This window comes from Lederbergia lenta NBRC 16444 (assembly GCF_001591545.1).
GTDB classification, from domain to species: Bacteria; Bacillota; Bacilli; order Bacillales; family Bacillaceae_C; genus Lederbergia; species Lederbergia lenta.
On record NZ_BCVC01000005.1, the window covers coordinates 113,705 to 132,225 of the forward strand.

An 18,521-nucleotide genomic window follows, 5' to 3' on the forward strand; every position below is an offset into this window, starting at 1 on the left:
GTAAGCGTTTTCTGTATAAAGATTAATAGGGGGGAGATTTTTTCATTTTGGTCCGGAAGATAAACAAACACCATGAATCTTCTTACATTTTCACTGAAAAAAATAGAAAGGTCAGGTGTATCGGATGTCGAAAAGAGTAGTATGGGGGAAAAGATATTTTTCTTCTTTTCTTGTTTGCATGTTGATGATTTCAAGTTTTCCTTTTATGGGAAAAGCGGAGACCGCTTCTGAAATATGGAGATTTGATTTTGGGACAGAGGATAGCCCGGTTAAGAAGGATTATACACAAGTACATCCTGGTACTGGATATACAGAAGAACAAGGATATGGATTTGCGGATCCTTCGAAGGTGACAGCAGTGGCACGTGAGGGAGAAGATGAATTAAAAGAGGATTTTGCCGTTTTTACAGAAACTACTTTTCAAGTAGATCTCCCGAATGGTGATTATGCGGTTAAGGTCATCGCCGGGGATTCTGCTGAAGCAACCGAGTTTGGTGTGAAGGGGAATTCCATCCAAAAGGTCCAAAATACGTCTGTTTCAAGGGGAGAATTTGTGGAACGCGAATTTGATATTGCGGTGATTAATGATCAATTAGCAATACAATTGACTGGCGATCATTCGAAAATAAATGCAATGGAAATTAAAGCGTTGCCTGAACGTTCTGCCACAGATGATCCTGCGGTTTACATCGTCAGTGATTCAACTGCTCAAACATTTGATCCATATTGGAAGCCAGAAGCAGGGTGGGGGCAGATGCTGCCGAAGTTTTTCGATGAAAAGGTCAAGATAAACAATCATGCTATTGGTGGTAGAAGCACGAAAACCTTCTATAATGAAGGACGTTTAGATACGGTATTACGAGAAATAAAACCAAATGATTATTTACTTATTCAATTTGGTCATAACGATGCAACCGTCAGTGTGCCGGATCGTTATACCCCAGTTGAGGATTACAAAGAATATTTAAAAACATATGTAAATGGAACACGTCAACGCGGCGCGATCCCAATTTTAATTACACCTGTAAATAGAAGAGATTTTAATAAAGATACAGGTAAATTCAATGTAAGTTTTCCAGAATATAAGCAAGCAGCAGAAGAGGTTGCGAAAGATTTGGATGTGTTATTAGTTGATTTCAACTCATTAAGTCGTGAGTATTTTGATCAAATTGGACCTGAGGGAACACGTTCTGTTTTTTTACATGCTGATCCAGGCATTTATGAGGCTTATCCAAATGGTATAGCTGATGATACTCATTTCCAAGAATATGGAGCAATTCAAGTCGCTGGCATTCTCGCCTCAGCCATTGCAGAGCTTAATACGCCATTGGCGAATTACGTGGTGGATGGTGGACAAGCGGGTGAAGTTCCAGCTATTCCGAAAAATATCGTTGTATCGAATATAGGTAATGCGGGCGCATCCTTATCATGGGAGCCTTCAGAAGGTGCAGATATTTACCGTATTTATCGTAAGCTTGCGGAAGAAAAAGAATATCAGTTGGTCAATACTTCAACTGTTCCACAGTTAAACTTGAGTGGGATGGAGGAAGGAAAGACATACGATATCGTGATCACTGCACTGAATGGAAAAGGGGAGTCCGAACGATCAGAAGCCGTGCAAATTTTTACAAAAACGGCTGTTTGGAAATTTGATTTCGGGCAAGAGCAAAATGGCGGGAAGTCTCCTGTTGCCAAGGGGTATACGGAAGTAAATTTATCGACCCTTTATACGGAGGAATTAGGATACGGCATTGTCGATAATAAGGGAATGATCGCACGTGATCGAGGCGATGGTGGAGATTTACTTCGTGATTGGCTTGGGTATTTTGATGTTGGTTGGGATTTTCAAGTCGATTTGCCGAATGGTCTATATGCGGCAAAAGTTCATGTGGCAGATTTCCTTGGTAGTGCACGTACGAATGTAGCGATTGAAGGCCAAGATTATGGAGCAGTGAACGCCCCGAAAAACGGTTCGATCGAACGGGTGATTTCAGACATCTCGATTACGGATGGGCAAATGAATATCCATTTTGGAGGGTCCACGGGAATCGCCAATGGTCTTGAAATTACACCTATTTTTCAGGCGCCAGGTGGATTAAAATTGGACGAGAAAAATGTTGATCCAACCTCCCCTTCTGTAAAAATATCGTGGGATGCTGCAGATGATGCGAAGCATTATCGAGTGTACCGCAAAGTAGTTGGATCAAATGAAGCGGAGCAAATAGCTGAAACGAGTGACCCGACATTTACAGATACAAAGGTTGGAGTTGGGGTTGTGTATGAATACACTGTTACGATGGTAAACCAAAATGGAAAGGAAACGGTACATTCTTTACCATTGGTGGTAGAAATGGTGGATTCAGAGCAAACAGTTCTTGATGCGCCGGAAAATCTTAAAGAGCTGTCCGTTCATAAAAATGATGTAACGATTACTTGGGATGCTGTAGAAGGTGCCCTTTCCTATAATGTATACCGAGCAACAAAAGCAGATGGGGAATTCCATTTAATTGGTCAGACAGATAAGGAAAAATACACAGATACATCTGTTTTAACAACGACGCCTTATTATTATAAAGTCGCAGCAGTTAATGCAGGAGGAGTATCCAAACAGTCTAAAGCACTAAAGACATCAGTACCAACTATTTTAAAGAAACAAATGGAAGATCTTGATCGCGGCCCAGTAGCGGTAAAAACAGATGATGGCGTGTATGTAAGTTGGAGAATGCTTGGAACTGATCCAAAGAATATAGCATTCCACGTCTATCGTGATGGTAAAAAGATTTCTGAAAAGGAAATAACAACAAGCACAAATTATTTGGACAAAGGTGGAAAAGTAGATTCAGTTTATGAGATTAGTACGATCATAGATGGAAAAGAGCAAAAACAAAAGGAAAAAATAACGATATTGGAAAATAACTTTTTCGATATTCCATTGCAAAAACCAGCGGATGGTGTGACACCACTTGGTGATCCGTACACATATCGGGCGAACGATGTGAGTGTTGGTGATTTAGATGGGGATGGAAATTATGATTTAGTCGTCAAGTGGGATCCATCTAATGCAAAAGACAATTCGCAGTCTGGTTATACGGGCAATGTCTATGTAGATGGGTACAAAATGGATGGAACGCTCCTTTGGAGAATTGATCTCGGTGTGAATATTCGTGCCGGTGCGCATTACACTCAATTTTTGACATATGATTTTGATGGTGATGGACATGCGGAAATTGTCATGAAAACAGCGGATGGTACGAAGGATGGACAAGGAAAAGTGATTGGACGGGCGGACGCCGATCATCGTAATAGCGGTGGCTATATTCTCCAAGGAGATGAATATTTAACGATTTTTGATGGGAAAACGGGAGCCGCAATCGATACGGTTGACTATGATCCGCCACGAGGAAAGGTGGATGACTGGGGAGATGGGTACGGAAATCGCGTAGACCGTTTCTTAGCCGGCGTTGCCTATTTAGATGGGGAAACACCAAGTATTGTGATGACGAGGGGCTATTATACTCGTTCCGTATTAGTGGCATATGACTTTACTGAAGGGAAATTAAAAAAACGATGGAAGTTTGATTCCAATGATAAAGGCAATGGCGCTTATGCTGGACAAGGCTACCATTCATTGAGTGTCGCTGATGTGGATGGGGATCAAAAGGATGAAATTATTTTCGGGCAAGCGGTGATTGATGATGATGGATCAGGATTATACAGTACAGGATTAGGACACGGGGATGCCCTACATGTGGGTGACTTCATCCCAGATCGGGAAGGATTGGAAGTTTTCTCTGTGCAAGAAAATAAAAGTGCGGAATATGGATACGTGATGCGAGATGCAGAAACTGGCGAGATATTATGGGGGGAACACACAGGACAAGACACAGGGCGTGGATTAGTTGCTGATATTGATCCTACTCATGATGGTGCGGAAGCTTGGGCTATTAATGGAGCATGGAACAGTCAGGCTGGTGGATTGCATGCTGCAGATGGAAAAAAGATAGCAGATAATATCCCTTCTTCCAACTTTGCTATATGGTGGGATGGTGACTTGCTGCGTGAACTGCTTGATCATGATTTCGATGAGGAACTTGGCGCAGGAGTCGGTAAAATTGATAAATGGGATTATGAAAATAAAAAGCTTGTTAATTTATTAACGGCTGAAGGAACTTTATCGAACAATCATACGAAGGGAACGCCAGCGTTACAAGCCGATTTATTTGGTGACTGGCGTGAAGAGGTGATCTGGAGAACAGAGGATAGTAGTGCACTTCGTGTGTTTACAACAACGGATGTAACAGACCATAAAATTTTTACCTTAATGCATGATCCACAATATCGTGTGGCGATTGCTTGGCAGAATGTCGCCTATAACCAGCCGCCGCATCCTAGCTTCTTTATCGGAGCAGGTATGGAAGAACCGCCAATGCCAAATATTGAGGTTGTAAAAGTAGATAAAGAGGATCCAGATCCGGAACTAGATGTTTCCGAATTAGAATCCTTGTTGAAGGAAGCAAAATCAATCAAGAATGAAGGGAAGTATACAGAATTCACGTTTACGGCCTTACAACATGCAATTTTAATAGCAGAAAAGGCTCTTGGAGAGGTAGAAACGGAGGATGAATTGAAAGCCGCAGTTGCAGCTCTTCAATCAGCAATGGATGGGCTGTTAACGCTAGAAGCATTCAATACATCTTATATGCTTTCCACCCTTGAAACGTATCAAGGAGATTTAGCTGAAAAAGATTATCGTACTCTAAATACTCATTTGACAGCAGTGGGCCAATTTGAGAAAAAAGAAGCGGCTGAGAAGATAATCAAACATATGGAAAGTCTCAAGAAATTACTTGACCATCAGTTGGAAAATAAGTTGATACCTCAAGAGCTATACGAAATGCTCAAAGCAGATACCAATTCACTTATCCAAAAATGGGACGGTAAGTAGGAGTTTCTAAAGGGAATTCCCCATGATCTCGGGCGTGGGGGATTTCCAAATGAAATCACTACATGAGCATTATTGCGAAACGGGAGATGGAAATGAGGCATTACCGCGGAGTTAAACAGACCCGTAAAGGTGGGACAATGAAACCTTTGCAGCTGCTTATTCTATTATACTGGTTATTTTTAATCGGCTCGGTGTTAACGTCGCCAACAAGTGCTTCTTTTCAAGATGTTACGGCGTTGAAAGGGACACTATCTGCGAATCAAGATTTTGAGTATCAAAGCGAAAATCAGGTTGTAGAAGATAAAAAAGAGGAACAAAAGGAGGAGAATCTTGAGAAGGTCCCCTTAAAAGAGGAACAGGAGCCTAATCAAGAGGAAATTTTAGTAGAAAAAGAGGAGATTCAAGTAGAGAAAGAACAAGTTAGTCCAAAGGAGACAACTAATAAATCTACTGATGTCACAGGAATTCAGGAAGAGAAGGATATGGACATCGAAGCCGAAGAAGTGGTGGAAAATGAAGATGGGCTAGATTCCGATGAGGAGTTAGGAGAGTCAGATGTACAAATATTAGATCTAGCGGAGTGAGGCGAATATGAAAGGGAAAGTCATCCTAAAATGGCTGGGCAATTGTATCTCAACGATGTTCATTATTTTGTTAGTCTGTGCGGTATTTATCGTTATTGCGTCTCGAGCAGCAGGAGGAGAGACGAGCCTTTTTGGTTATCAATTAAAAACAGTTATATCTGGTTCCATGGAGCCGGAAATGCAAGTTGGTTCGGTTATTTTGGTCAAGCAAACAGAAGGAGACGATACGTTTGAAAGCGGTGATGTCATAACATTTATGACAAAGGATGCAATTCTTGTTACCCACCGAATTATCGGGGTTGAAAATGATGGTCAGCGCTTTATTACCAAAGGCGATAATAATAATGGACCTGATGTAGAGCCGGTCTTAGCACACAATATCGTCGGGAAATATTCGGGGTGGACACTCCCGTACGTAGGATATGCCTTCCATTATGTCCATACGAAGCAAGGAGCTATCCTGTTTATGTTCATACCTGGCTTGCTGTTTCTTGGGCATGCCATCATTACTATTTGGCGTGCGTTACGTTTTATTGAAGTACCTAATCTAAAAGAAGAATAGAAAAAATGGGGGAAAAACAAATGAATATCAAAAAGCAATTAAGTACAGGATTACTGTCAGCATTCCTTGGGATTTCATTAATTGGAGGCGGAACTTACGCTTATTTTAGTAATAGTGCGGAAACGACTAATACATTTGCGGCAGGAACATTGGATCTCGCCGTGAACCCTACACAGATTATTGATGTGAACGATATGAAACCAGGTGACACTTTTATACGTGATTTTGAACTTCAAAATAGTGGTTCATTGGATATTGGAAAAGTATTACTAACGACTGCTTATACAGTGACAGATGCAAAGGGGGACAACACAGAAGACTTTGGTGAGCATATTGAAGTGGAGTTTCTTTATAATATGGACAAGCTTGACGAAGTCATTTACAAAACAACTTTAGCGCAACTAAAAAACATGAATCCAGAGGTTCTAAATGAAAGGGTTTTCGAACCGATATTCAACGAAAAAGGCCTGCCAACAGGCAAAGTGAATGATCTCGTCGTAAAATTTAACTTTATCGATAACGGCAAAGACCAAAACCAATTCCAAGGAGATTCATTAGACCTCACCTGGACATTCAACGCCCATCAAACAGATGGAAAACAAAGATAAACCTAAATTGTTTGGGTGCCAGGCACCCACACAATTCCCTGTTCGTCCTTAACAAGAGGGAAGTTGTGTCGGTGCCTGGCACTGAAACAACTTTCGAACACAAACAGTGAACGCCCTTGGAAAAATCCAAGTGGCGTTCATATAATAAAAAATTCTTCGAGAGATAAATACTCGAAGAATTTTTTTATTAACCTTTTAAAATGCCATCAATCTTTGTTAACTCTTCTGAACTAAATGCTAAGTTATTTAATGCTGCTACATTATCTTCGATTTGACTGACGCGGCTCGCCCCAATTAGTGCTGAAGTAACTCGTCCCTCACGGAGAACCCATGCTAAAGACATTTGGGCAAGTGTTTGTTCTCTTTCTGCCGCCATGTCATTTAATTGTTTCACTTTTTGAATGACTTCTTCTGTTACTTGATTTGTATCAAGGGCACCGGTTGATTTGGCGGCTCGCGAATCCTCAGGTACTCCACCTAAGTATTTATTCGTTAATAAGCCTTGTTGTAAAGGGCAGAATGCAATTGATCCTATGCCATTTTTTTCAAGAACATCTTGTAACCCATCTTCGATCCAACGGTTTAACATGGAGTAGCTTGGTTGGTGGATGAGCATCGGCGTTCCTAAATCATTTAAAATTCTAGTTGCTTCTGCTGTTTGCTCTGCAGAGTAGCTTGAAATCCCAACATATAAGGCTTTACCTTGACGAACGATTTGATCCAGTGCACCCATTGTTTCTTCCAATGGTGTGTTTGGATCTGGACGATGGGAGTAGAAAATATCCACATAATCTAATCCCATTCGTTTTAAGCTCTGGTCAAGACTAGCAATCAAGTACTTTTTTGATCCCCATTCACCATAAGGTCCATTCCACATATGATAACCGGCCTTTGAAGAGATAACCATTTCATCGCGATACGGTTTAAAGTCGGTGGCGAGCATTTGACCAAACATTGTTTCGGCAGATCCTGGTGGTGGTCCATAATTGTTTGCAAGGTCAAAGTGTGTGATTCCTAAATCAAAGGCTCTTCTGAGCATTGCGCGGCCATTTTCGTATGTGTCCACACCGCCAAAATTATGCCATAATCCTAGTGAAATAGCTGGTAATAACAGCCCAGAATCACCAGTTCGATTGTATTTCATTGTATCGTATCGTTTGTCACTCGCTAAATAAGCCATCGTTTAATCTCCTTTAATGTATGTTGGTGTTAAGGTTAGGCGATTTCTACATCAATTCATTGTTTAATAGTAATTCAAAACAGCTAATTTCTTTCTTAAACTCTTTGACTTTCGGAAAAACCATGCCCTATCAACTGTCCGCTTTCTATATACATGCGGCCGCTTATGTAAAGCGCTTTCTTATATTGAAGTATAAGTTTTTACGTCATTTAATACAAGTACGAAATTGTTTGGGTGCCAGGCACCCAAACAATTCACTTAGAAATCCAATGTACTAGTTTTTTAACTAATGAAGCTATCCAGGATAAGAATACTACAAGTAAAGCAAATGGTATTATAATTGTTTCTATGATTTCTGTAATAAATATGCCAACCCTATCCCAAAAGGTCATTTTTTCAGCAGACTGATTCTTTTTCTTGGTAGTATGCTTTCTTTTATGTATGGAAGTGCTTCTTCTCCGCTCAGGATTAAAAGGAATCACATTCTTTTTCCTCTCCAAATTCATACACTCCTTACCTATTTTATGTATCATAATCATATTATCGAAAACTTTAAATATATCTAATGATACTCATGAATGAGAAAAATCTACTAGGTCTTTTTCCAGAAAAAACACTACAATATGTGTAAAAAATGGTAACATAGTAATGAATGATGGGTATGGATTGAAATAAAAGAAAAAATTAAAGTAATAATTTTTTGGTCGGTGCAGTTTTATTTATTCGCTGTCGACGGCACATAAATAGCAGTAGTTTGATATTACAGGAAGTTGAAAAGATGGAGGTGATATTATTGCGTGAGAAAAAAGGGACTATAGCTATGCTACTCACAAGTGTATTAGTCATCACATTTATCGTGGGTGGCTATATTTATTGGGAAAAGCATCTGCTTGGTAAAGCAAGTCATTCTGGATCAGTGAGTGATAGAAACGTTGAAAACCATAAGGGAAAGAACTTGTCTGCGGCATTATTATTTAATAAACAAGTTCCTGAGCTAAATGAAGATGATGAGGACGAAGAGGAAGAGATTGAGGAAAATGTAGAAGAGGACCTCGATGAAATCAACGAAAGCATGGAAGAATCTGTAGTTGATCACTATTCGGAGCAATCAGGTACTAATGAAGTGTACAATCGAAATCCGATATATCGAAATAATGACCAATCCACTACTACGTGGTCAAACAATTCCAATGGACAAGCATCAACCAATAAAAATACAAATAAAACGCCAGAAAAAAATAGTCAATCTAAAAATTCTAGTAATACTACCAAACCGGCCGCTCCTCCAAAGAAGCCAAGTGAGCCAGAGAAACCTAACAATGATAAAAAACCTGAAACTGATTCAGAAGAGCCAAAGGAAACCCCAAATATTCCGGTAACCCCCGTAGAACCTAAACCTGATCAGGAAACACCAAAGGAACCTGAAGTACCAGAGTACGAAGAGGATGTAGGAGGTACGACGGACCCGGAAGTGCCTGAAGATCTAGGGGAACAATCAAAAGTGCTATTGCCAAAGTAAAACCTGGCAATAGCACTTTTATTTTAAATGAGGATAATATCTATTAATCAAACGTTTGATTAATGAAAACATGAGCTAGTTCATTCTTTTTCTCTCAGGAATTGTGTGGGTGCCTGGCACCCACACAATTCCAATGAAAATATTACTCTTTATTAGAATATGTGTGTATAGACCCACATAAATTATGATAAGGCTTGTATTTTGCTTTAAAGGAGTTCAGTGGTGAAGGTTTCATTTCTAACTTGTAATAGATAAAAAGTTTGTGAGTGCCAGGCACCCAAACAATTCCCAGGTTGAAAGAGTGTGAGTGCCAGGCACTCAAACAATTTTAGTCATCGATACATTTAGGGGGAGGTCAGTCAATGAGGAAGGTTTTGAGTTTGTTGGTTTTGTTTGCATTGTTTATGGTTTTAGGTGCGTGTGGTGGGGCGACGGAACCAAAGGAAAAGGTGGATGAGGCAGAAAAGGATTCAGTTGCGAAAAAGCATAAGATTGGGATTCTTGCTCCGGCTGTGACACATGGTTGGGTTGCTGCGGTTGCTTATCATGCGGAAGCTCGTGCGAAGGAATTGGCTGATGAGATTGATTACCAGGTTCAAACAAGTACGAATGCGGAAGAAATGACTTCACAATTAGATGATTTGATGACGTGGGGAGCGGAATCGATTGTTGCATTTCCGCAGTGGGAAGGTATGGAAGTTCCTATACAGACAGCGCTTGATGCTGGGATTGAGGTTGTAAACTTTGATATTGAGATTGATGCGGAAGGTGTTTATCGTGTTTCTGGGGACAACGAAGATATGGGAATTCAGGGAGCCAATTATATCGTAGATAAGATTGGTAAGGAAGGAAATGTGGTTGTGCTCGAAGTTCCTTCATCTGGTTCCGTTTCTGAGTTAAGGAAGAAAGGTTTTGTTGAGACGATGGAAAAGATCGCACCTGATATGAATCTTCTTACCTATGCTACGAAGTTTACGCGCGAGGATGGTTTGAAGGATTTTGCAGATATTTTAACGAGCAACGATAAGATTGACGCAGTTTTCTCGATGGATGATGAGACTTCTATCGGCGTACTACAAGCAATTAGTGAAGCTGGTAGGACGGATATCCAGGTAGTAACTGGTGGTGGCGGTATGCAGGAATATTTTCAAATGATGCCAGAAAATGAGGATATATGGATACAGTCAGCCCTCTACAGCCCAGCTATGGTCAAAGATGCTGTAGACGTAGCATTTAAGCTTTTAAATGATGAAGAAGCGGAAGAGGTGACGGTTATTCCGACAACCGTTGTAGATAGAGACAATCATGAGGAGTTCCTAGACGATAAATCTCCGTATTAGTTCTAACTTTTACTATAGAAAAGATAAAAGAGAGATGATGGCTAGGCTATTGTCTCTCTTTTCAAAAGTGTGGAGATGATTGCATGATAATTGAAATGAAAAACATCCAAAAATCCTTTGGCAGCAACGATGTACTTAAAGACGTTTCCTTTACATTAAGAGGCGGTGAAATTTGCGCATTACTTGGCGAAAATGGAGCAGGTAAGTCAACGCTGATGAATATACTTGGTGGAGTTCATCAAATGGATGCAGGCTTGATAAGCGTAGATGGAAAGCAAGTGGAATTCAGTACCCCAGCACAATCTCAAGAAGCGGGAATCGCATTCATCCATCAGGAACTGAATTTAATCAATGATTTGCCGATTTATGAAAATATGTTTCTAGGGAGAGAGGTTAAAACCAAAAGTGGCAGCCTTGATCTAGAAAGAATGTGTCAAGAAACAGAAGAGATATTTAGGAAAATGAATGTGGACCTAGATCCTAAAATGATGGTTGGTGATCTAGATGCTTCTTATAAACAGATCGTAGAAATATGCAGAGCAATGATGACGGATGCATCAATTATCATCATGGATGAGCCTACCACTTCATTAACAGATCAGGAAATCAAACGTGTATTTCATATGATGCAATCATTAAAAGAACACCATGTAGGAATTATTTTTATCTCCCATAAATTGAATGAGGTTACGCAAATTTGCAGTAGATACGTCGTGCTTCGAGATGGAAACTTGGTGGCAGAAGGAAATGTCAAAGAGGTGACTACGAACGATCTTGCGCATTTTATGGTTGGTCATGACGTTCGAACGGAGCCGTTAATAAGGGAAAAAAATCTGGGCAAAGAGATTTTACGCGTGGAGGGACTAGGACGTAATCATGTTTTCAAAGATATTCATTTTTCTATAAAGGCGGGTGAAATCGTTGGAGTTACTGGGCTTCTTGGTGATGGTCGCAGTGAACTCTTTCAATCTATTTTTGGAACAGACAAGATATCGTCTGGAAAAATATTTTTGAATGGAAAAGAAGTGAGAATAAATAGTACGACTGAGGCGATAAAAAAAGGAATGGCCTATCTTCCAAGAAATAGGAAGGAAAATGCAATCATTAAAGATATGGATATCATTGAGAACGCATCCATTGTTACTTGGCCTCAATTTTCAAAGCGGGGCATTATTAACGTACAAAAACATCAGAAAACATTTGCAGCACAACGCAAAGAATTAAGATTAAAGATGGGGAAACTAACGGATAGCATTAATAGTCTTTCCGGTGGAAACCAACAAAAGGTAATCTTGGCGAAATGGTTAGCGGCTGATCCTAAATTACTTATTTTGGATAACCCTACACAAGGTGTTGATGTCGGAGCGAAAGAAGATATTTATGATATTATTTTGCAACTTGCCGATGAAAACATTGCGATAGTTGTGCTTTCCAGTGAGGCGCATGAAATCATACGCATTTGTGATCGGGCATTGGTTATGTATCACGGCGTTATTCAAGGAGAAGTTTCTGGAGAGGCAATGAATGAGCATCATATCATGAATCTTGCTACGGGTGGGCAACTGACGTAGGCAAGGGGAGGAAGCCAATGATGAATAATGCCAGTGTAAAAAGTAGTCAAAACTTTTTTAGATGGTTCAAATATAAATGGACGAGCGAACCATTGTTTAGCATAGGTATTGCACTCGTAATCATGATTATATTACAAACATTGGTTTTAGGATTTGAATATGATTCATTCGGCAGTTGGTTTCAATCCTGGACCAATAATTGGATTAATATTTTAAGGAATAATGCGAGTATAGGAATCATTGCCTTAGGGATGACCTTTGTCATTATGACGGGTGGGATTGATTTAGCGGTAGGTTCTACATTAGTTGTCACAGGTGCTTTTGCGATGGTTCTTCTTGATACAGGAAGCAAAGGGATTTTGGGTATATTGGGAATAGCAGGGATCCCGGCATTTATTATTACAGTCGCTTTGGTGCTGCTATTTGGATATTTACTTGGATTGCTAATAGGAGCAACAGTCACAAGGGGGAAAGTGCCTCCATTCATTGCTACGCTGGGTGCGATGATGATCTTTAGAAGTGTTACACAGCATTTCATGCAAGGCTATAACACGAAGGTGCCGGGGGAATTTTTACAGATTGCTAGTTTTAAAATTGGCAACTATATGATGATGCCGATTATTTATTGGGCCATCATTGCTTTTATACTTTACTATGTGTCTAAGAGAACCACTTTTGGCAGACAGATTATTGCCGTTGGATCAAATGAAAGAGCCGCAAAATTTTCCGGTGTGAACGTGGATAAAATTAAAATCCGTGTATATGCTTTGATGGGCTTCCTCGTTTCGATCGCCGCTATTATTCAAGTATCTCGTATTGGTTCGATGGACTTTTCCAACGCAGGAAGAGGGATGGAAATGGATGCCATCGCCGCGGCCGTAGTAGGCGGAACGAGTATGATGGGCGGAAGAGGATTCATTCTAGGAACTGTGTATGGCATGTTAATCATCGCCGTCATGAACAATCTATTAAATCTATTTGGTGTCCCACCATTCCTAAGAGAAGCCTTTAAAGGATTAATCGTCATCGGCGCAGTACTACTGCAAAAAAAGGAGAGAGTGATTTGAGAATTGTTTGGGTGCCTGGCACCCAAACAATTCCCTGGCACCCAAACAATTCTCTTTGGCACCCAACTTTTTTTATTTTCAAATAAGTCGTTGACAATGATAATCGTTATCAGTAGAATGAGTGATATTGAGAATGATTATCATTATTATGTAGGAGAGTGGAAAATGAAAAAGGTGTCATTGTTATTTATGTCTGTACTGCTGTTGTTTGTTTTAGCAGCATGCGGTGCAAAGAGCGATCAAACAGCAGGGAAAGAAGCGTCAGCAAAAGATGGCGAAATAAGTGAGGATAAAACATCATCTATCGACGTGACTGATGCATCAGGCGAAAGTATTACGTTTGAAAATATCCCAGAATCTGTTGCGGCTCTAAACTCAGGAGATACAGATATATTACTAGCATTAGGTGTCAATGTGACAGGTCGTCCAACAGCGAGTGGCCCTGTTGCCAAAGAGTTAGAAGACATTACGGAAATTGGTAATCCACATCAGCCAAACTTTGAAAAAATAGCAGAAGTTCATCCAGATGTTTTAGCCGCCGCAACGAGCTTTAAGCAGCATGCTGAAAATATAGAGCGACAAGGAACGAAAGTTATTTATACAAAAGCAAATTCAGTCGCTGATATTCAAGAAACGATTCTTATGTTTGGGCAATTGTTCGAAAAAGAAGCAGAAGCGGAAGATATGAATAAAACAATTACGGAAAAAGTAGAAAGCATCGAAAAAGATAAATCAGAACCAGTGAAAACATTATTAGTTTATGGTGCACCAGGTACATATTTAGCAGCTCTTCCAAACTCACTTACGGGAGACTTACTAGAAAAAGCAGGTGGAGAAAATATCGCTTCAGATTTCCCACAAGAAGAAAATTATCCGCAATATGCGAGTTTAAGTGTGGAAAAGATTATTGAAAGAAACCCAGAAGTCGTAATGCTTATCACTCATGGCGATCCTGAAGCGGTAAAAGAAGCATTTGCAAAAGAAATGGAAAAGAATGCAGCTTGGAAAAATCTTGATGCTGTAAAAAATGGTAATGTTATGGTGTTACCTTCCCATTTATTTGGGTCAAATCCTGGAACAAAAGTGGTAGAAGCACTTGAAGTGATGAAAGAAAGTCTGGCAGAGATTAAATAAATGGAAGCAGTAGAAGCTCCAGTATCTAAACATGCTCATCCTCTCGCTAAGAAGCGAACAATTATAGTCACTGCTTTTAGTATCATGTTAATGCTTGCGATTACAGCAAGTTTAATGATTGGTCCTGTTTCTTTTTCATTAAGTGAAATTTGGAGTGGTCTTTTTAACCCTGATGAGTCGTTGGCGAGACGAATTGTCTGGGAGTTAAGATTCCCTAGGGTCTTAATTGGCATGATTGTCGGGATGTGTCTTGCTTCTTCTGGTGCTATTTTGCAAGGAGTGATGAAAAACCCACTAGCCGACCCAGGAATCATCGGTGTTTCATCGGGTGCAGGACTTGCAGCAACCACTATTATGATTATTTTCCCGGCGTATATTATGTTTTTACCGTTAGCAGCTTTTATCGGTGCCCTCGTTACTGCGCTCATTATCTATGCATTATCTTGGAAAGGTGGTACTTCCCCTGTTCGCATTATCTTAGTAGGGGTAGCGATTAATGCTGTCATTGGCGCATTTATGAGCGCACTCATGCTTTTATATAGTGATCGTGTGCAGTCCGTTTTGCCATGGCTGGCGGGTGGTATTGCCGGTGTTGGTTGGGTTCAATTTAAAATGATCATCTACTATGCGCTCGCAGCGCTCGTATTAGCACTGTTCGCTATCAGGCATATTCGTATTTTAAGGCTTGGGGATGAAGTGGCAAAGCTACTTGGCCACAACGTGGAGAAGAGTAGATTTTTCCTCATCGTTCTTAGTACACTTCTCGCTGGGATTGCAGTAAGTGTGTCTGGATTGATCGGTTTTGTTGGTCTTGTGGTGCCACATATATTAAGAATTATGATCGGCGGAGATTATCGATATTTATTACCTGCATCAGCACTTGGAGGCGGTCTGCTCGTTATATTAGCTGACACAGTTGCCCGAAGTGCGTTTGATCCAATCGAGTTGCCAGTTGGAATTTTGTTATCGTTTTTAGGAGGACCGTTTTTCTTGTATATGATTCAGAGAAGGAGGGATTCGTTTGCTTCTCACTAAAAATATGTCGTTTGAACACTCCTCTTCCTTTCAATTAGAAGGAATTGATTTACACATAAATGAAGGAGAGATTGTTAGTTTAATAGGTCCAAATGGATCTGGAAAATCGACCTTGCTCCGGCTCGTCTCTCGTCTCATTACTCCGAAAAGTGGGGAAGTCATCCTCGATGGAAGAATGATTGGAACGATGAAAAGCCTAGATGTTGCGAAGAAACTTGCGATGTTGCCCCAAATGCAAGATCATCAACTCGATTTAACTGTGCAAGAATTGATTGAATTCGGGAGATATCCTCATCGAGGAGCCTATAGTAAGTTAACGAAAGAAGATGAGGACATCATTCAATGGGCCATAGATGTTACAAGATTAAACGGTTATGAAAATAGGGTGTTACAATCACTTTCTGGTGGGGAAAGACAGCGAGCGTGGATTGCGATGGCGATTGCACAGCGACCAAAGATTTTATTATTAGACGAACCGACAACTTTTCTTGATATATCACATCAATTGGAAGTGATGGAACTTGTTAAGGAGTTAAATGCACAATTTGGTATGACGGTCGTAATGGTGCTGCATGACATTAATCAAGCAGCACGTTATAGTGATCGGCTCATCGTTTTAAAACGCGGGAAGATCCAGTATGACGGCATACCACAATGCGTGTTATGTAGGGAAATGTTTCAATCTATTTTTGAGATAGATGCAGATATATATATGGAAAACGGAAAAACATTTTTCACTCCAATCAGGTTACGAAAGGAAGAATACGTATGAAAAATTCGCCGTTAGATATTGAGTTGGTAAGAGAGTTTATTATTGCTGCACATGGAGATTTTGAAATGGTAAAAAAGCTAATAACGAAAGAGCCTGCACTCATTCACTCCGTTATGAATTGGGGAGCAAATGATTGGGAGAGTGGTATTGGAGCGGCGGCACATACAGGGAGTCGTGACATTGCCAAATGGTTACTTGAGCATGGAGCGCGAATGGATATATTTGCAGCAGCGATGCTTGGAGAACTGAAAATTGTTCAAGCAATGATTGATAGTCAACCAGATGTAATACATGCAACGGGACCACATGGCATTCCATTAATTCGTCATGCACAAATGGGTGGAGAACCTGCAGTGCCAGTATACGAATATTTAGAGTCTTTAACAATGAAGGAGGAAGTATGATAATGATGATGAAAGCCGTAAACACCATTCGTATAAAAAAAGGAAGAGTAGATGAGATCCTAGCTCGCTTCAAAACACCGAAATCTGTTCATACATTTGAAGGCTTTATTTTAATGGAAGTATTGAAAAAAGAAAACAGTCCAGAATACGATGAGTTGAAAATTTGTACGACATGGGAAGATAGAAAATATTTTGATCATTGGTTAGAAAGCAGAGCTTCTCAAAAAGCCCATGGAAAGAAAGAAGAACAAAAATCAGAAGAAAATCCAATCATCGGCTCACAACTAACCACATTTGAAGTAGCCATCCAGCATAAACCAGCTGCGCAAGAAGTATGAGCGAATTGTTTGGGTGCCTGGCACCCAAACAATTTCCCATTATGAAAAGGCCACTCTGATTATATCAGGGTGGCCTTTTCATAATGGGGAGTTGGTTTCAGGAAATATAGACTCATTTTTATGATATAATATTGCTAGTCGAAAGAAAGCGTATTCTTGTAAATGTGGTTCCTTGTATTTGCTTGACCGGAGGACGAAATCTATTCTTATCAAGCTTCTTTTTTTGCCTATTTTTGGTGTTTTACATTGCGAGGGCTAACGTGCCTGATTTGAAATGGCTATAAATTAAAATAGGATAAGGGGAATGGAAATTCGTCTGTAATTAATAGAATTAAATCCCGACTTTTATATAAATACATCGTCTCCTATCTACTCGTTTTTCTTGTTCCATTTATGATCATGAGTGCTATTATCTATTATAATTCTGTCTCCAGTTTGCGTCAGGAGATTGAACAATCTAATCTAAATAAACTAGAGCAAGTGGAAAAGATAACCGCTGAACGTATGAAGGAATTAGAAACGCTAGCAGCTAGAATATCATATGATCCTCGATTAACACCTTATATGATCAGTCATGATTATTACAGTGGAGAGGCAATAGATGAATTAAAGAAGTATAAAGCGAATAGCTCTATCATTGAGTTAAAACTTGACTACTATTTACATTCGGTTAATTTAGCGGAATGAACTTTACATCTAAATAGGTAGAGCCATGAAAGTATACAATACGTGCAAAGGCAATCGATCCCGATAACGGCTCTGGAATGGCAACCGTTGAGTTTAATTCAACACCATTAGTAATTTCCGGGGTTTTAAACACACACTTGATTGGCAAGCTATTCACGACACTGCTGGTCATGGCGACAATCAGTTCTTTGCGGGTGGAATTTTTAAAACTAAACAGATCATCCTATTGATACAGTGGATGTTACTTTTAATGGTAGACAAGTGAACGGGAACGATATGCAATTAACCCGTACCATGAATGTAACACCACATCCTAAATATGAAACTGATGTGTATTGATGAAGCAATGGGAGTTTTGGAAACAGTATTATCAGATGCTTTAGTCCATTTTCTATTTACAGCTAAATGGAAGAATGGTGTAACTAAACAAGAGATCATTAGAGTAAATATCGTTAATGATGTCTTCCAAGCATTCGATTTTTACCGTTCCAATTAACTTAGAAGCAATCTTGCATATTATTGCAGGGTTGTTTTTTAATTAAGCTAAAGAGGAGATCTAAAACAGCAATTGACTATAGGTAATAGAAACCGCTAATTACATACATAAGCTATAAATATTACAAATACATTGACAAAACACTCATCTGTATGACATTGCTATAAAAAGTAAAATAATATAGGGTGTGATTCTACATAAATTGGAAGGGATACCGTCTTATGTAGAAACTATTCCTCCAGCACTCATACAACTAAAAATTTTACAAAGTACCTTATC

General features: G+C 39.7%; 18 protein-coding genes. 15 read left to right on the forward strand and 3 right to left on the reverse strand.

The features are described 5' to 3' along the window. Positions 1 to 124 precede the first annotated feature (124 nt). From BLE01S_RS21325 to BLE01S_RS15630, 4 genes are all read left to right on the forward strand, one after another. Positions 125 to 4,945 carry a rhamnogalacturonan lyase family protein gene (locus BLE01S_RS21325; protein WP_082788767.1) on the forward strand — a complete coding sequence of 1,607 codons (4,821 nt, stop codon included), beginning with the start codon at positions 125 to 127 and terminating at the stop codon, positions 4,943 to 4,945. A gap of 92 nt (positions 4,946 to 5,037) precedes the next feature. Next, positions 5,038 to 5,529: a hypothetical protein gene (locus tag BLE01S_RS15620; RefSeq protein ID WP_145981938.1), complete on the forward strand. Its 492-nt coding sequence runs from the start codon at positions 5,038 to 5,040 to the stop codon at positions 5,527 to 5,529. Positions 5,530 to 5,536: 7 nt separating this feature from the next. Further along, the gene (gene sipW / locus BLE01S_RS15625) at positions 5,537 to 6,091 is read left to right on the forward strand and encodes a signal peptidase I SipW (protein WP_066144403.1); all 555 of its coding nucleotides are present in this window, start codon (positions 5,537 to 5,539) and stop codon (positions 6,089 to 6,091) included. A 20-nt stretch (positions 6,092 to 6,111) separates the two neighbouring features. Further along, complete coding sequence (locus BLE01S_RS15630; RefSeq protein WP_066144406.1) at positions 6,112 to 6,699, forward strand: CalY family protein; 588 nt, start codon at positions 6,112 to 6,114, stop codon at positions 6,697 to 6,699. Positions 6,700 to 6,886: 187 nt separating this feature from the next. On the opposite strand, the gene mgrA is transcribed toward BLE01S_RS15630, so the two are convergent. Continuing rightward, positions 6,887 to 7,879 carry an L-glyceraldehyde 3-phosphate reductase gene (gene mgrA, locus BLE01S_RS15635; RefSeq protein ID WP_066144412.1) on the reverse strand — a complete coding sequence of 331 codons (993 nt, stop codon included), beginning with the start codon at positions 7,877 to 7,879 and terminating at the stop codon, positions 6,887 to 6,889. 254 nt (positions 7,880 to 8,133) lie between these two features. Continuing rightward, complete coding sequence (locus BLE01S_RS15640) at positions 8,134 to 8,379, reverse strand: hypothetical protein (RefSeq protein ID WP_066144415.1); 246 nt, start codon at positions 8,377 to 8,379, stop codon at positions 8,134 to 8,136. 278 nt (positions 8,380 to 8,657) lie between these two features. Here BLE01S_RS15640 and BLE01S_RS15645 point away from each other — a divergent pair, with 278 nt between their 5' ends. The 10 genes from BLE01S_RS15645 (at position 8,658) to BLE01S_RS15690 (ending at position 17,746) form a co-directional block, all read left to right on the forward strand. Next, on the forward strand, positions 8,658 to 9,398 hold the full coding sequence (locus tag BLE01S_RS15645) for a prolipoprotein diacylglyceryl transferase (RefSeq protein WP_066144417.1): 741 nt from the start codon (positions 8,658 to 8,660) through the stop codon (positions 9,396 to 9,398). 362 nt (positions 9,399 to 9,760) lie between these two features. After that, entirely contained in the window at positions 9,761 to 10,738 is a 978-nt protein-coding gene (locus tag BLE01S_RS15650; protein ID WP_066144420.1) for an ABC transporter substrate-binding protein, read from the forward strand. Between the two features lie 83 nt (positions 10,739 to 10,821). Then, entirely contained in the window at positions 10,822 to 12,309 is a 1,488-nt protein-coding gene (locus BLE01S_RS15655) for a sugar ABC transporter ATP-binding protein (protein WP_066144423.1), read from the forward strand. A gap of 17 nt (positions 12,310 to 12,326) precedes the next feature. Beyond that, complete coding sequence (locus tag BLE01S_RS15660) at positions 12,327 to 13,376, forward strand: ABC transporter permease (protein WP_066144426.1); 1,050 nt, start codon at positions 12,327 to 12,329, stop codon at positions 13,374 to 13,376. A 165-nt stretch (positions 13,377 to 13,541) separates the two neighbouring features. Beyond that, the gene (locus tag BLE01S_RS15665) at positions 13,542 to 14,510 is read left to right on the forward strand and encodes an ABC transporter substrate-binding protein (protein WP_066144429.1); all 969 of its coding nucleotides are present in this window, start codon (positions 13,542 to 13,544) and stop codon (positions 14,508 to 14,510) included. Continuing rightward, entirely contained in the window at positions 14,511 to 15,545 is a 1,035-nt protein-coding gene (locus tag BLE01S_RS15670) for a FecCD family ABC transporter permease (protein WP_066144432.1), read from the forward strand. Further along, positions 15,532 to 16,317 carry an ABC transporter ATP-binding protein gene (locus tag BLE01S_RS15675; RefSeq protein ID WP_066144436.1) on the forward strand — a complete coding sequence of 262 codons (786 nt, stop codon included), beginning with the start codon at positions 15,532 to 15,534 and terminating at the stop codon, positions 16,315 to 16,317. Before BLE01S_RS15670 ends, BLE01S_RS15675 begins: the two co-directional genes overlap by 14 nt. Then, the gene (locus BLE01S_RS15680; RefSeq protein ID WP_066144440.1) at positions 16,314 to 16,721 is read left to right on the forward strand and encodes an ankyrin repeat domain-containing protein; all 408 of its coding nucleotides are present in this window, start codon (positions 16,314 to 16,316) and stop codon (positions 16,719 to 16,721) included. Before BLE01S_RS15675 ends, BLE01S_RS15680 begins: the two co-directional genes overlap by 4 nt. A 2-nt stretch (positions 16,722 to 16,723) precedes the next feature. Continuing rightward, entirely contained in the window at positions 16,724 to 17,059 is a 336-nt protein-coding gene (locus tag BLE01S_RS15685) for an antibiotic biosynthesis monooxygenase (protein WP_231955856.1), read from the forward strand. Between the two features lie 399 nt (positions 17,060 to 17,458). Continuing rightward, on the forward strand, positions 17,459 to 17,746 hold the full coding sequence (locus BLE01S_RS15690) for a hypothetical protein (protein WP_145981937.1): 288 nt from the start codon (positions 17,459 to 17,461) through the stop codon (positions 17,744 to 17,746). Here BLE01S_RS15690 and BLE01S_RS20850 read toward each other — a convergent pair. Then, the gene (locus BLE01S_RS20850) at positions 17,730 to 17,894 is read right to left on the reverse strand and encodes a hypothetical protein (RefSeq protein WP_157419501.1); all 165 of its coding nucleotides are present in this window, start codon (positions 17,892 to 17,894) and stop codon (positions 17,730 to 17,732) included. The genes BLE01S_RS15690 and BLE01S_RS20850 overlap by 17 nt on opposite strands. Positions 17,895 to 18,101: 207 nt before the next feature. On the opposite strand from BLE01S_RS20850, the gene BLE01S_RS20855 reads away from it, so the two are divergent. Beyond that, positions 18,102 to 18,242: a hypothetical protein gene (locus BLE01S_RS20855; protein ID WP_157419502.1), complete on the forward strand. Its 141-nt coding sequence runs from the start codon at positions 18,102 to 18,104 to the stop codon at positions 18,240 to 18,242. Positions 18,243 to 18,521 lie beyond the last annotated feature (279 nt).